We start from the raw sequence: 15,018 nt of genomic DNA on the forward strand, positions 1-15,018 counted from the left end.
ATGTCGCAACAGACAAAGGTAGAGCTTGGTCGTTATCGGCACTATAAAGGTGGTGAGTACCAGGTCTACGGCGTAGCGCGTCACAGTGAATCCGAAGAGCTGCTGGTGGTATATCGCCCCTTGTACGGGCAGTCAGAGCTATGGGTTCGGCCTGTTGATATGTTTCTCGAGCATGTTGATATCGACGGTACCTCGACGCCCCGTTTTGCGCTGATTGAGCAAAATAAGGAAGCCATTTAGGGGCGATGTCGGGTTGGCATTATTGTGACCAGCCTTGACCACCGAGGATTGAACACTTATATATGTCGCCTCGCCACTGGCGCGTCATCTAATCGCATTTTGCAGATAAGGGTAATATGGGTAAATCTCTGGTAATCGTGGAGTCGCCGGCCAAAGCTAAGACGATCAACAAATATCTGGGGTCAGATTTTGTTGTTAAGTCCAGTGTGGGCCATATCCGGGACCTACCCACTAGCGGCAGCAGCAAGGCCGGGGCAGATCCGAAGGAACGCGCCAAGGCCGCCGCGCTAACGCGCAAGATGTCGCCGGAAGAGAAAGCGCGCCACAAAAAGAAAAAGGCGCGTGAGCAGTTGGTGGCGAGAATGGGTGTTGACCCGGAGAAAGGCTGGAAGGCGCGCTATGAAATACTGCCCGGCAAAGAAAAAGTCGTCAGCGACCTGAAAAAGCTGGCCGCCGATGCTGACACCATCTATCTCGCGACCGACCTTGACCGCGAAGGGGAGGCGATAGCCTGGCATTTGCGCGAGGCGATTGGTGGCGACGACTCGCGCTACAAGCGCGTCGTTTTCAACGAGATTACCAAAAAGGCGATTCAAGAAGCCTTTTCCGCTCCCACCGAGCTCGATATCAACAGGGTTAATGCCCAGCAGGCGCGTCGCTTTCTCGATCGCGTTGTTGGCTATATGGTTTCGCCACTGTTGTGGGCAAAGATTGCACGAGGCTTGAGTGCAGGCCGAGTACAATCGGTGGCCGTGCGCCTGATTGTCGAGCGCGAGAAGGAAATCCGCGCTTTCGTGCCAGAGGAATACTGGCAAATCCATACGAACAATCGCGCTGCGGCAGGGCCGCTGCGTCTGGAAGTCAAAAAGCAGGGGGCGAACAACTTCCGGCCCAATAACAAAGAGTCAGCGATGGCGGCGGTGACCGCACTTGAAGCCGCAAGCTTTGAAGTAGCTGGCCGTGAAGACAAGCCGACGCGGAGCAAGCCTGGCGCGCCTTTTATTACGTCTACGCTGCAACAAGCGGCGAGTACGCGCTTGGGGTTTGGCGTTAAGAAAACCATGATGCTGGCGCAGCGCCTCTACGAGGCGGGTTATATCACCTATATGCGTACTGACTCGACCAATTTGAGTAATGACGCTGTGGAGGCCTGCCGAGGGTACATTGAGCAGCATTTTTCTGCGCGTTACCTGCCTGAGCAGCCCCAACGCTACTCAAGCAAAGACGGTGCTCAGGAGGCTCACGAGGCGATTCGCCCCTCCGACGTCAATGTCGAGCCGACCCAATTGTCCGGCATGGAGCGAGATGCGGAGCGTCTTTACACCTTGATCTGGCGGCAGTTTGTTGCCTGCCAAATGGTGCCTGCTGAGTTCACCAGCACGTCTATCACGGTCAAAGCGGGGGAGTTTGAGCTGCGTACCCGCGGGCGTGTGATGCGCTTTGATGGGTTTATGAAGGTTCAGCCGCCGGCTGCGAGCAAAAAAGACGACGATCAGGAACTGCCCGATGTAAAAGTCGGAGATCATCTTGAGTTGCTTGAGGTTGATCCCAGCCAACACTTTACCAAGCCTGCGCCGCGTTACAGCGAGGCAGCGTTGGTAAAAGAGCTTGAAAAGCGCGGCATCGGCAGGCCATCGACCTATGCGTCCATTATTTCGACGATCCAGGACCGCGGTTACGTAAAAGTTGAAAATAGACGCTTCTACGCCGAAAAAATGGGCGATATTGTCACCGATCGTCTAGTCGAGAGTTTCAGCAATCTTCTCGACTACAGCTTCACCGCGCGGATGGAAGAGTCCTTAGATAGCGTTGCTTCTGGCGACAAAAACTGGACGGCGCTGCTGGATGAATTTTACAGTAATTTTAGGGCGACCCTCGAAAAAGCGGAGGGCAGTGACGATGGGATGCGCAGCAACCAACCCACCGAAACGGATATTCCCTGTCCGAAGTGCGGGCGTAATATGCAAATCCGCACGGCCAGCACCGGTGTCTTTTTAGGGTGCTCGGGTTATGCCTTGCCGCCCAAAGAGCGTTGTAAGCAAACCATCAACCTGGTTCCCGGTGAGGAATTTATTAGTATTGATGCGGAAGACGAAGAGGCAGAGTCTCGGGTCTTGCGTAGTATGCACCGTTGCAAGCTGTGCAACACGGCAATGGAGAGTTACCTGATCGACGAAAGTCGCAAATTGCATATTTGTGGCAACAACCCCGATTGCAGCGGCTATGAGATTGAGCAGGGCGCCTTTAAGGTTAAAGGCTATGACGGCCCAATTATCGAATGTGATAAGTGTGGTGCCGACATGCAGCTGAAAACGGGGCGCTTCGGCAAGTATTTCGGTTGCACGAGCGAGAGCTGCAAAAACACACGCAAATTACTGCGTAACGGTGAAGCGGCACCGCCGAAAATGGACCCGGTTCCTATGCCGGAGTTGCAGTGTGAAAAAGTCGATGACCACTACGTACTCCGCGACGGTGCCTCCGGACTGTTCCTGGCTGCCAGTGGCTTCCCCAAAAACCGTGAAACCCGGGCACCCAAGGTGAAAGAGATTCTGCCTCACCAGGCAGAGATCGATCCTAAATACGCTTTCTTGTTTTCTGCGCCAGCGCAAGACAACGAGGGGCGAGATACTGTTATTCGCTACAGCCGTAAGACCAAGGAGCAGTACGTGCAGTCTGAGGTTGACGGCAAACCCAGTGGTTGGTCCGCCTTTTATGAAGGCGGTAAATGGGTGGCGCATGTAAAGCAGAAAAAAGCGGCTAAAAAATCGCCAGTGAAGAAAGCGAAGTAGGGCGTATGTCAGAGAGTTACCGGGGGCAGTGCAACCTCCATTTACACTTCGCTAAGCAGTATCTCGCTGACAGTGAAGGGGACGCCGAGCCACAGTGGAGCGGGCATTATCAGCGAGCTTGTGTTGAGTCTGCGTTGTGGCAGCTACGGCTGGCCTACGAGTGCCATTTGGCCGACTTACTCATCCAGCAACCGCTATATAGCCAGACTTTACCCACTGGGCGTATGAATGCTCAAGTATTGACGAAGGCCGCGCACCCTCCGGAAATTGCAGAGTTGGCTGATCGCGAAATACACGATGATCAGTTGAAGTGGATGCTGGACTACCGTTTTGTGCGCCAGCCCGGTGATGCAAAACAGTACAACCCGTCGCTGCTAAGCACCGTTACGGTTTCTGATCAGGACGATATTGAGCTTGCTAAGGGCTGCTTGCAGTTCCTCAGCGAGCTGATCGCGAGACACCGAAGCACACTCCTGGAGTATTGATAGGTCGGTCTACTGACAGATTGGCCTACTGGTCGCTGGGTTTGTTACACTTAGCAAACGCGTCAACGCGTGGTGATAACAAACAAGGGAAACTCTGTGCTGGCTTATTTAGAATTGGTTGAATTGGCAAATGGCGATATCGTGCTTCAGCGTTCCGAAGGCGACGAAAAGCCATTGGTGATGATCCGGTTCTCAAGTGAGGCCAGAGAGCAAATTCCAGGCTCATGTTTAGAGATCGCCCGTGCAATGGTGCAGGCTGGTCTAGAAGCTGCGCAGGTTGTGAGCGAAGAGCTTAGTGACGACGCCGCTGAAGCACAAGACGACGATCAGGACGATATTCACCCCCCATCAAAGACCCTCCACTAGGGCATAGAGCACCTCTTTACCCCTTATGTATCGTGGCTGCTGGGTCCCTCTTGGCTGTTAATTTTGAAGCTGTATCACCAGGCACTCGGCGTCGCCAGCCAGCGCTGCTCGCTCTAGAGCGCAGCGTTGTTCTGTGCTGAGGGGAGTGTTCGTCAAAACCGCCACGGTGTGACTTTTCCCGCGCTCCAGCGCTCGTGCCGCAATATTGCAGAGGCTGCCGCCGTTCGACACAACCTGTAATATTCGCTGGCCGCGATCTTTGCCGCAGGCATCGAGTAATGGTTTGAGAGGTCTGTCTGCAACCCAGCACAACCAACGCTCTTCAGTTTGTCCGCTTAGCTGCATTAGCATGGCGGCCAGCAGCGTGCGTGACAGGTGCGCCTGGCTGCTCAACATGATATCGGTAATGCGCGTAGCAGTGTTGTGCTGCTGAGCGTTTGAGAACAATGATGTTTGCTCGATCAGTGCCATGCTTAACTCCCGCGTCTCAGTACACCCACACTCAAGCCCTCAATGGCGAAGTCCTGTTCTCGCAGGTCAACTTCAATGGGGGCGTAGTCGGGGTTTTCGGCGATTAATAGCAATTGGTGTTTGTTCTTTTGGTGTTGCAAGCGCTTTACAGTGACCTCATCACCAATTCGCGCGACGATGATTTGTCCGTTCTGAGCCACCTGGCAGCGGTGTACAGCCAATAGATCATCTTCAAATATTCCGGCATTGATCATACTGTCGCCGCGCACGCGAAGGAAGTAGTCGGCCGAGGGAGAAAACAGGTTTGGCGAAATCGCGCAATGGTCTTCAATGTGCTCCTGAGCCAGGATGGGGCTACCTGCAGCAACCTGGCCAACAATGGGAATGCCGAGGTCTTCGGGAAGGCGAATACCTCTTGAGGCGCCGGGTATAATTTCGATCGCGCCTTTTCTGGCCAGAGCCTTGAGGTGCTCTTCGGCAGCGTTAGGTGAGCGAAACCCGAGTTCTCTGGCAATGTCTGCACGGGTCGGTGGGTAGCCGGTATCGTCGATATGGCTCTTTATCAGCTCGAGTACTTGCGCTTGTCTGGCGGTTAATTTTTCCATGTTCTGGCATCTGTTTATCTATACAGTAACTGTGAGTATATACAGTATTTTGTTCTGTGCAAGCCGCGATCGGTAATTTTGATGTTGGCTGAAAGTGGGAGGGTAAATAAAAAGAAGCCCACCCGAAGGCAGGCAGGAGGGGGAGCGCGGAAAATTCAGTGTTTCAGTGGCTAGAATTCATCGAGGATGCCGTTGACAACATCGCTCTCGATTTCGTGTAGCGGGTTGCCGATCTGCTCCGGTATGATGCCATCATCCCAATGGCGGTAGTCGTCATCGCTGAGCTCGAACGCATTTCGCCAGTCCTCTGGCTCTTCAATACCGGTGAGCTTTAGCTGCCTCCAACTGTCCAAATCGTACTCGCAGATTTCTCCGTCAATTAATTGCACTTCTATTGTGTCCAGGCCTTCATCTGTAGCCACAACTTCGAACTGCTGACCGGTTTCCAGGTCTTTGTACCAGCAGCCTATCAACGCATTTAATGATGCCATAGCGTTCACCTCCTAAAGTACGTATCTCCAAGCTATCATGTCCCATCGGGCTGTCCAGTAGGGATTTATCCGAGAGCCCGGGTGTGGCTTTGTGTCGTTGTTATGGGCTTCAAGTTTAAATCTTCGCACTTTCAGTAAGATGCCCGGCTAAGTTAAACTGATTTTCTTTTTTTCACCCCGTTTTTTAGCACGCTAATGAATAAGTGGCTCGGGGTTAACAAGCAATCTGTATAAGTAGAGGGCAGCGTTTGATGTCGATGGATTGGATTAAAGGTATAGAGTTTTCTAGCTACCCTTGGCTCACGGAAGTGTTCATCGTTGTTCTTATTGTTCTGACGGCGAACTTACTGGCAGGCCGCTTGCTGAATGTTCTGGGCGAGCGTTTTAAACGCACGCATAACCTGTGGGATGACGCCGTTTTGCTCGCTGCGCGTCGTCCGCTGGTATTGTTGATATGGGTGGTCGGCGCCAGTCACGTATTAGAGATTATCGCCGGTAGCACTGACGCCGACATTTTTACCGCGCTGCAACCGTTCAGAGCCGTTGCGGTGATGGCGATTTTGGGTTGGTTTCTCGTGAAGCTGGTTCACGAAATCGAAGCGGGCCTGCTCTCCAGAGAATACAGCGATAGCGACGAGCCGATCGACCAAACAACGGTGATGGCGCTGGGCAAACTGGTGCGAAGCGCGGTCATCATTGTTGTGGTGTTGATGATCCTTCAGAACCTTGGCTACAGCATTTCTGGTGTGCTGGCCTTCGGCGGCATTGGCGGGATAGCGGTAGGCTTTGCCGCAAAGGATTTGTTGGCGAATTTTTTTGGTGGCCTGATGGTGTATTTAGACCGTCCATTTTCTGTGGGCGACTGGGTGCGCTCCCCCGATAAAGAGATAGAGGGCACGGTAGAAAATATTGGTTGGCGGCAGACCCGAATTCGCACCTTTGACCAGCGACCACTGTATGTGCCCAATGCCACGTTTACGCAGATCGCCGTCGAGAACCCATCGCGCATGCTGAACCGGCGTATCTATGAAACGGTGGGCGTAAGGTATGAAGATGCGAGCAAGTTACCCGGCATTATCAGCGGCGTAAAAACCATGCTGGAAGCGCACCCCGAGATTGATCTCAGAAAAACGCTGATTGTGAACTTCAATAAGTTCAACGCGTCGTCCTTGGATTTCTTTATTTATACCTTCACCAAGACAACCCAGTGGGTGAAGTACCACGAAATTAAGCAAGATGTTTTGTTAAAGGTCTTAGAGATTATCCATGAGCATGGTGCTGATGTGGCGTTCCCCACCACCACGGTGAAAATGGACCCCTTACAGATCGAAAATGCTGCTCGCCAAAGCGGAGCGGCCGGAGACGAAAAAAATGCGTAGACCCATTGCAGTTATCGGCGGTACAGGGCTGTGTGATTGGCCGGGAGCTCACATGTTGAGCAGTGAAACGGTGTCAACGCCCTACGGTGAGCCCAGTGCACCTGTTCAGCATATGGAGTATCAGGGGGCGGAGTTTCTGTTTTTGCCCCGGCACGGTGTGGGGCATTCGCTGCCGCCACATGCTATTAACTACCGCGCGAACATTCACGCCTTGAAGGCTGTTGGCGCAGGGGAAGTGATCGCAGTGAATGCGGTAGGGGGAATCAGTGAGCGCTTTGTTGCCGGTGTTATCGCATTGCCTGAGCAAATCAATGACTACACCTGGGGACGCGAACATACCTTCTACGATGGTCGTGATGGCAAAGTTGAGCATGTGGACTTCAGTTACCCCTACTGTGAAGAGCTGCGGCTACGATTATGCGCCGCTGCCCAAGAGGCGGATATTGATATTGAGCCCTACGGCACCTACGCGGTAACTCAGGGACCGCGTTTGGAGACGGCTGCAGAGATACGCCGCTTGGCGCGCGATGGCAACGATATGGTGGGTATGACCGCAATGCCGGAAGCGGCACTCGCTCGGGAGGCCGGTCTGGATTACGCCTCCGTGTGCCTGGTGGTGAATCCAGGTGCCGGCCTGAGCGATACGCTCATTACGATGGAAGATATTCAGGCCGTTATTGATACCGGAATGTTGCAGGTAAAGTCGTTACTCTCCCACGCTATCGCCAGCCACGGGTAATTCCTGAGGCTTGCTGATCATAACCAGTAAGCCAAACAAGGGGTGGTCGATGTAGTGTAGCTCTTCGCTGCGCATGCGGCGCTCCTGCTTCATTACCACGATGCGCTCTACCGGCTCCGCCCCCGCAGGGATTGCGGGCTCAGCATCTGCCAGCTGGGGATTCTGTTTTAAAAATTCGGCGTACTCTGGACTATTTTCAAACGCCTCATCGACAAAGCCGTCCTCGTTTTCCGGTGCGGGTCGGTAGGGATGGCGGGGCAGGTAGTAATTACCGCCGCGTTCACCGAACTGAGAAAGCCAAAGCATGGGTTGCGCATATAGGTAGCGCTCCAAGGCAATGCGAATATAGCCCTCAAGCTCGAAGTGCTCGCCGACTTCCCGCCCGCCGCGAATGAGGATAGCTGGTGCTTTGCTGCGTGGTTGCAGGTCTTGAATCCAACTTTGCTGAGTAAGAATACGGTAGCGCGACGACAGCTGCAGAGAGCGTAGGGCTTTGGCGAATTGTGGGTGGTGCTGCTCTGTGCGTTGCAAGTGCCCGCGGCCTGTGTCTTTCAAGCTTTGCCAATCTCGCGGGTAACGCAGGTGCAGATTGTCTGGCCATGCCTCGGCATTGTTCGCTGCGGGATCGGTATTGGCGTAGACCACAATATCGATTTGGTAACGGTTGTCGGGCTCAGCCTGCAGTGGCGCGGCAATTGCGACAGCAAGTAAAAAGAACGTAGCGAGTTGAAAGCGGGGCATATCCTGGTCTCTTGTTGTTAAGCGCCGTCATCGACGTTTACTTTGTACTGGGTGTCAGTGCTGCTAGCAAGTCGTCAACGGCACTAATACGCTGTTCGGGGCTTTCTACCTCTTCTTTGAAGCGCATAGCGTTAGCGCCATCAAGTTGGTAGCGCAGAGCATTTTTCTGCACCAATTGAACAATAGCCATTGGATCCACCTGCGTGTCTTCGGCAAATTCCAGGCGACCCCCTCCCGCTGATGCCTCGATTTTGCGTATACCCAGTGCTTCTGCTTTGAGGCGGAGCTGGGCACAGCGGAACAGATTTTTACAAGCCTCGGGGAGCAGGCCAAAGCGGTCGATCATTTCCACCTGTAGCTCGCGCAGCGCGTTGTCGCTAGTAGCACTGGCAATGCGCTTGTAGAGCATTAAGCGTTCTTGCACATCGGGCAAATAATCGTCCGGGATCAGTGCAGGAATGCGCAGGTTTACCTCAGTGTGGTCAGCTTGGCTGTCTTCGAGGTTCACCGTTTTCCCGGCTTGAATGGCTTTTACGGCGCGGTCGAGCATTTCCATGTAAAGGCTAAAGCCGATGGAGTGTATTTGGCCGCTCTGGCCTTCGCCGAGCAACTCGCCGGCGCCGCGTATCTCCATGTCGTGCGTCGCAAGGGTAAAGCCAGCGCCGAGGTCGTCGGCCTCGCTAATGGCGGTCAGGCGCTTCTCGGCGTCGCGGCTGAGCTGCTTGGCCGGAGGCGTTAGCAGATAGGCATAGGCCTGGTGGTGAGAGCGTCCGACCCGGCCTCGCAGTTGGTGGAGTTGCGCCAGTCCGAATTTATCGGCGCGTTCAATGATTATCGTGTTGGCATTCGGGACATCGATACCTGTTTCAATAATGGTCGAGCACAGCAGGACATTGTGGCGCTTGTGGTAGAAGTCGCTCATTACTTGTTCAAGCTCGCGCTCGCGCATTTGTCCATGACCAATACCGACACGTATTTCCGGTAGCATCGCCTCGAGTTCGCGCGCGGCTTTTTCAATGGTTTTGACTTCATTGTGCAGGTAGTAAACCTGACCGCCACGCAGAATCTCTCGCAGTATCGCCTCTTTGATCAGCGCGTCGTCACGCTCGCGAACAAAGGTTTTTACCGATAAACGCCGCGCTGGTGGGGTGGCAATGATGGATAAATCGCGAATGCCGGACATTGACAAATTCAACGTTCGAGGGATCGGTGTGGCGGTCAGCGTCAGCACGTCGACTTCGGCGCGCAAATTTTTGAGGGCCTCTTTTTGACGAACACCGAAGCGGTGCTCTTCATCAATGATGACCAGGCCGAGATTGGCGTAGCGAATATCACTGCTGAGAAGCTTATGGGTGCCGATAAGAATATCGATCTTGCCGGCTTGCAGGTCGCTGATTACTTGCTTTTGCTCGGCTGCTGAGCGAAAGCGCGACAGCACTTCAATTTTGACAGGCCAGTCTGCAAAGCGATCGCGGAAGGACTCGTAGTGCTGCTGGGCAAGCAGGGTGGTAGGCACCAGGATTGCGACCTGGGTGTTGTTTTCCACGGCAACAAATGCGGCGCGAACCGCGACCTCGGTTTTGCCAAAGCCCACATCGCCACATACCAGTCGGTCCATCGGTTGCTCGGAGCGCAAATCGCCCAGTACCGCATCGATCGCCAGCTGTTGATCTGGCGTTTCTTCGAAGGGGAAGTCATCCGCAAATTGCTGATAGTCGCCGCTCAATGAAAAGGCGCGGCCCTGTCGTGCCTCGCGCCGGGCATAAATATCGAGCAGCTCTGCTGCAACGTCGCGAATTTTTTCAGCGGCTTTGCGTTTGCTGCGACTCCACTGGTCACTACCAAGTTTGTGTAAAGGAGCCAGCTCTTCGTCGGCACCGCTGTAGCGGCTTATCAGTTGCAGTGATGACACTGGCACGTACAGCTTGGCATTGTCGGCGTATTCCAGAGTCAGGAATTCATTGCTTTGCCCGTCTACATCGATGCTGTGTAGGCCGAGGTAGCGGCCCACCCCGTGATCGGCGTGGACAACGGGTGCGCCGATGCGCAATTCTGCAAGGTTGCGGACCACCGCTTCGGCATTGTTGCTGGTGTTTTTGCGCCGCCGTCGGCTCTGTGAGACCCGGCGACCAAACAACTGCGGCTCGGCGACAACCGCGAAAGCCGTCGGCGCGCTGAACGCGAAACTCTCCTGTAGGGCGGCGGTAGTAATCGCCAAATCGCAGTCGGCGCTTTCAAAGGCCTGCCAGCTGTCGATCAGGATGGGGCGCAGATGGTGGCGCTGTAGCAGCTCTACGAGTGCCTCGCGCCGCCCCGCCGATTCTGCACACAGTAATATCCGCCGGTTTTCGCTGAATGCGCGCAGCGCCGCCACGGGGTCGTCGGCGCGGCTGTCGATGTCGAGGACGGGTAGGGATTCAGCGGCAAGGTTGTATTCAGGGTTGCTGACGCCGTCTCGGCCCAGGCGCAGACGGGGGTAGTGTTTGATGCTGGCAAACAGGTCTGGCACCGGCAGGAATAACTCCGCGGGGCTTAACACGGGGCGCTGGGTATCGCCGTTGCGTTGCTCGTAGCGTTGGTGAATGTCCTGCCAGTAGTGGTCCGCGGCGGCTTCTATGCCGTCGCAGCGCAGCAGCGTGACATTGTCCGGTAAATAGTCGAACAGGGTGCCGCAGCGTTCAAAAAATAACGGTAAGTAGTACTCAACGCCCGCCGGGGCAATACCGCTACTCACATCCTGATAAACCGGGCATTTGCGGTGGTCGACGTTGAAGCGCTCGTGCCAGCGCCGGCGAAATCCGGCAATGCCGTCGTCATCCAGCGGGAATTCCCGCCCCGGGAGCAGGTCGATTGCCTCAACCTGTTCCAGGCTGCGCTGCGTTTCCGGGTCGAAGCTGCGCAGGCTGTCGATATCTTCATCGAGAAAGTCCAGGCGGTAGGGCAGGTCGCTACCCATGGGGAAAATATCCAACACGGCGCCGCGCAGCGCGTATTCGCCGTGCTGAAAGACGGTAGTGACGTTGTTATAACCGCCATTTTCTAATTCCAGCCGGAAGGCATTTAAGTCGACGGCTTGACCACGCTTCAGCGACAGGCTGTGACTGCCCAGGTATTCCGGTGGGGCGATGCGTTGCATGAGCGACGTGATTGGCACCACAACGACGCCGCGGGTCATCTGACGAATTTCAGTCAGGCAGCGCAGTCGCTCGGAAATAATATCCTCGTGCGGGGAGAAGGTGTCGTAGGGCAGAGTTTCCCAGTCGGGGAGCAGCTTGACGGGCAAGCCAGCGGCGAAAAAATGCAGCTCTTGTTCGAGGCGGTAAGCACTTGCGGTATCCGGGGTGATCAACAGCAGGGGCTGCTCAATACGCGAAGCGAGTTCTGCGGTGACAAATGCCTGGCTGGCGGGGGTAACACTACCGAGATCAAGGCTTTGACGGTGGCTAAGAGAGAGCGTATTGGGAAGTTGTATCACTGTGCTTATATTCGTCGGTGGACAGGGGCGGGCATTGTACCGCGTCGGCGCTTGCAGTCATAACCCCGACGATCACGGCAAATTTGCCAGGATTAGTACCGACATTGGTAGCAGTTGACAGTTGTGGAGGTTGATCTGGATGGCGTGAATAAAGATAATACGCGCTCCTGAATTTTCCCCCCGACAGCAAAGGGTATCTGCCGTGACTGAGAGAAGACGAGAGCGTCCTGATGATTACTTCGCCGACTGGAAAGAGCGCGAAGCATTAGCCGAGGGAATGATCCCTCTGATTGGTAAGCTCTACCGCAGCAATAACGTCAAAACCTATATCTACGGAAAGAATCTGGTCAACCTCTCGGTTCTGGATATTATGCAGGCGCATCGCTTTGTTCGTCAGGTTGAACAAAACGAGTTGTCTGAATTTGAAACCTTCCCCGTTATTCAAGCACTTGCTGGTTTGGATTTGGGCACAGCGCACATTGATGCCGGCCGTATTGCTGTTGCCTATGAAGAGCAAGGCAAGCCAGCAGGTCAGAGTGTCGACGAATTCGTTCGCAGCCAGGTTGCCGACCTGATCGGTGGCGTCAAAGAGCCTGCGCGCCCACCTCGCGATGTCGTTCTCTACGGTTTTGGTCGCATCGGTCGCCTGATGGCCCGTCTCTTGGTAGAGAAAGCGGGCGGCGGTGACAACCTGCGTCTGCGCGCGGTTGTTGTTCGCCAGGGCGGTGCTGAAAACGATCTGGTTAAGCGTGCCTCATTGCTGCGCCGCGATTCAGTGCACGGCCCCTTTAATGGCACCATCCGCGTTGATGAAGAGCGTCAATCTTTCGTGGCCAATGGCGTGGAAGTCAAAGTCATTTACGCCAACTCTCCTGAAGAAGTGGATTACACCCAATACGGTATTAACGATGCAATTCTGGTCGATAACACCGGTAAATGGCGTGACCCCGAAGGCTTGGCGACACACCTGGCGCGCCCCGGCATCGCCAAAGTGATCCTAACGGCGCCTGGCAAAGGCGATATGAAGAATATCGTTGCCGGCGTTAACAATGCAGAAATTCTCGACAGCGACACCATTATTTCTGCTGCCAGCTGTACAACCAATGCTATCGCGCCACCACTTAAAGTGCTGGATGACCGCTTTGGTATTGAAAATGGTCACGTTGAGACGGTTCACTCGTACACCAATGACCAGAACTTGATCGACAACTATCACAAGGGTGATCGTCGCGGCCGTAGTGCACCGCTGAACATGGTTATCTCTGAAACGGGCGCAGCGAAAGCCGTTGGTAAAGTGTTGCCGCAAATGCTCGGCAAGCTGACCGGTAACGCGATTCGTGTGCCGACCCCGAATGTGTCGCTGGCTATTTTGAAGCTGAACCTTAAAACGGAAACGACTGCCGATGAGTTGAACGAGTACATGCGCAAAGTGGCGCTGCACTCGCCGCTGCGTAAGCAGATCGACTACTCAAACTCACCCGAAGTGGTATCCAGTGATTTTGTCGGATCTCGCCACGCCTGTATTTTTGACAGCGAAGCCACCATCGTGAACGGCAAGAGCGCGATTTTGTACTGCTGGTACGACAACGAGTTTGGCTACAGCTGCCAGGTGCACCGTATTTTGGAGCAAATGGCAGGGGTTTCCTACGCGGTATATCCAGCCGAGTAAGCAACGATACGGCCAGCAGCGCACTTAGCGACGCTGGCCTTTTTGCATAGCGGTTCTGGCCGGTATCGCCAGTTTCGTCGTGACAGACTATGCCGTGAGTCTATATACTTGCGGCAATTTTTTGAGCTGGGTGACCGTGCTCACCCCGCCTCCCGGGCCAGCATCTGCTCGGAATCGCAGAATTTTTATTTTCGCGTTTAACCATAAGAGTGTCAGAGAGCCTTATGATCAAAATCTCCAGGGGCCTGGATTTGCCCATATCCGGCGCACCCGAGCAGCGTATTGAGCCAGGACCCAAAGTCCGCTCGGTGGCTGTACTCGGGTTCGACTATGTTGGTATGAAGCCAACAATGGCGGTGAAAGTAGGGGACCGTGTAAAAACCGGCCAACTTCTTTTTACCGACAAAAAAACTGAAGGTGTACGTTACACCGCGCCGGCTACCGGTGTGGTGTCGGCCATCAACCGCGGCGAAAAGCGTGTGCTGCAGTCGGTCGTTATCGATGTTGAAGATGACGACTACGAAGCGTTCGCCAGCTATTCTGCCGAGCAGCTAAGCGGGCTGAGCAGAGACCAGGTTGCTGAAAACTTGCAGCAGTCAGGGCTTTGGACAGCACTGCGCACGCGGCCATTCAGTAAGGTGCCTGCGTTAGATGCCTCGCCAGCTGCGATTTTTGTTACGGCAATCGATACTCAGCCACTGTCTGGCGATCCACAATTAGTGATCGCAGAAGCAGAGCAGGACTTTGCTAACGGCCTTGAAGTGCTGAGCAAGCTCACCACTGGCAAAGTTCATCTTTGTGTCGCCGCCGGTAGCCAAGCGCCGAGCATCAATAACAGTCAGGTGCAGGTCAGCGAATTTGCCGGTGCGCATCCGGCAGGTTTGGTGGGCACGCATATGCACTTCCTGGAAGGCGCTAGCCTCAGCAAGCAGCTGTGGCACGTTGGTTATCAGGATGTGATTGCCTTCGGACGCTTGTTTACCACGGGTAAATTGCAAGCGGATCGCGTCGTCGCACTGGGCGGCCCGCAAGTTGAACAACCGCGACTGCTCAGAACACGTCTGGGTGCGAGCTTGGAAGAGCTTTGTGCCGGTCAATTGAAAGCGGGCGAAAACCGATTGATTTCTGGTTCCGTACTCGGTGGTAGAACCGCGCGCGGCGCAATGGCGTATCTCGGCCGCTACCACAATCAGGTGAGTGTCCTTCTTGAAGGTGTGCAGCGCGATTTCATGGGTTGGCTATCGCCCGGTGCAAACAAGCACTCGACTCTGCGTATTTACCTCAGCCAATTCCTGAAGAAGCGTCTGCCATACACCACCAATACCAATGGTAGCGAGCGCGCTATGGTGCCGGTCGGTGCTTACGAGCGGGTTATGCCCCTAGATATTTTGCCTACCCAGTTGTTGCGTGCCCTCATCGTAGGGGACACACAGATGGCGCAAGATTTGGGCTGCCTCGAACTGGACGAAGAAGATTTGGCGCTGTGTACCTACGTTTGCCCTGGCAAATATGAATACGGCCCGATTCTCCGTGACAATCTCAGCCGTATTGAGAAGGAGGGTTAAATC

13 protein-coding genes are annotated in these 15,018 nt (G+C 54.5%); 8 read left to right on the forward strand and 5 right to left on the reverse strand.

Annotated elements, in window-relative coordinates:
• The 4 genes from B3K78_RS02215 to B3K78_RS02230 all read left to right on the forward strand — a co-directional run bounded on the left by B3K78_RS02215 (position 1) and on the right by B3K78_RS02230 (position 3,880).
• On the forward strand, positions 1–240 hold the full coding sequence (locus B3K78_RS02215) for a DUF1653 domain-containing protein (protein ID WP_286694148.1): 240 nt from the start codon (positions 1–3) through the stop codon (positions 238–240).
• Between the two features lie 116 nt (positions 241–356).
• Complete coding sequence (topA, locus tag B3K78_RS02220; RefSeq protein WP_286694149.1) at positions 357–3,029, forward strand: type I DNA topoisomerase; 2,673 nt, start codon at positions 357–359, stop codon at positions 3,027–3,029.
• 5 nt (positions 3,030–3,034) lie between these two features.
• Positions 3,035–3,514, forward strand: coding sequence for a DUF6586 family protein (locus B3K78_RS02225; RefSeq protein WP_286694150.1), 480 nt, complete (start codon positions 3,035–3,037; stop codon positions 3,512–3,514).
• A 96-nt stretch (positions 3,515–3,610) separates the two neighbouring features.
• Positions 3,611–3,880: a hypothetical protein gene (locus B3K78_RS02230; protein ID WP_204995494.1), complete on the forward strand. Its 270-nt coding sequence runs from the start codon at positions 3,611–3,613 to the stop codon at positions 3,878–3,880.
• Between the two features lie 57 nt (positions 3,881–3,937).
• Here the strand turns inward: B3K78_RS02230 and B3K78_RS02235 are convergent, their stop codons facing one another.
• The 3 genes from B3K78_RS02235 to B3K78_RS02245 form a co-directional block, all read right to left on the reverse strand.
• The gene (locus tag B3K78_RS02235) at positions 3,938–4,351 is read right to left on the reverse strand and encodes an ImuA family protein (RefSeq protein WP_286694151.1); all 414 of its coding nucleotides are present in this window, start codon (positions 4,349–4,351) and stop codon (positions 3,938–3,940) included.
• Between the two features lie 2 nt (positions 4,352–4,353).
• Positions 4,354–4,956, reverse strand: a complete 603-nt coding sequence (lexA, locus tag B3K78_RS02240) for a transcriptional repressor LexA (protein ID WP_027872603.1) — start codon at positions 4,954–4,956, stop codon at positions 4,354–4,356.
• A 170-nt stretch (positions 4,957–5,126) separates the two neighbouring features.
• A complete protein-coding gene (locus B3K78_RS02245) occupies positions 5,127–5,447 on the reverse strand; it encodes a DUF6763 family protein (protein WP_286694152.1) in 321 nt (106 codons plus the stop codon).
• Positions 5,448–5,698: 251 nt separating this feature from the next.
• Between B3K78_RS02245 and B3K78_RS02250 the strand changes: the two genes are divergently transcribed.
• Both B3K78_RS02250 and B3K78_RS02255 read left to right on the forward strand, forming a co-directional pair.
• On the forward strand, positions 5,699–6,826 hold the full coding sequence (locus B3K78_RS02250) for a mechanosensitive ion channel family protein (RefSeq protein ID WP_286694153.1): 1,128 nt from the start codon (positions 5,699–5,701) through the stop codon (positions 6,824–6,826).
• A 52-nt stretch (positions 6,827–6,878) separates the two neighbouring features.
• Positions 6,879–7,565: an S-methyl-5'-thioinosine phosphorylase gene (locus B3K78_RS02255; protein WP_286694154.1), complete on the forward strand. Its 687-nt coding sequence runs from the start codon at positions 6,879–6,881 to the stop codon at positions 7,563–7,565.
• On the opposite strand, the gene B3K78_RS02260 is transcribed toward B3K78_RS02255, so the two are convergent.
• Positions 7,533–8,306: a CsiV family protein gene (locus B3K78_RS02260; RefSeq protein WP_286694155.1), complete on the reverse strand. Its 774-nt coding sequence runs from the start codon at positions 8,304–8,306 to the stop codon at positions 7,533–7,535. The genes B3K78_RS02255 and B3K78_RS02260 overlap by 33 nt on opposite strands.
• Positions 8,307–8,343: 37 nt before the next feature.
• A complete protein-coding gene (gene mfd, locus B3K78_RS02265; protein WP_286694156.1) occupies positions 8,344–11,781 on the reverse strand; it encodes a transcription-repair coupling factor in 3,438 nt (1,145 codons plus the stop codon).
• A 202-nt stretch (positions 11,782–11,983) separates the two neighbouring features.
• Here mfd and B3K78_RS02270 point away from each other — a divergent pair, with 202 nt between their 5' ends.
• Together B3K78_RS02270 and B3K78_RS02275 are read left to right on the forward strand one after the other, a co-directional pair.
• Positions 11,984–13,450, forward strand: a complete 1,467-nt coding sequence (locus B3K78_RS02270; protein WP_027872597.1) for a glyceraldehyde-3-phosphate dehydrogenase — start codon at positions 11,984–11,986, stop codon at positions 13,448–13,450.
• 224 nt (positions 13,451–13,674) lie between these two features.
• A complete protein-coding gene (locus B3K78_RS02275) occupies positions 13,675–15,015 on the forward strand; it encodes a Na(+)-translocating NADH-quinone reductase subunit A (protein WP_286694157.1) in 1,341 nt (446 codons plus the stop codon).
• Positions 15,016–15,018: the final 3 nt, after the last annotated feature.

The sequence above is a fragment of the Spongiibacter sp. UBA1325 genome (assembly GCF_002306875.1).
In the GTDB taxonomy this organism is placed as follows: Bacteria; Pseudomonadota; Gammaproteobacteria; order Pseudomonadales; family Spongiibacteraceae; genus Spongiibacter; species Spongiibacter marinus.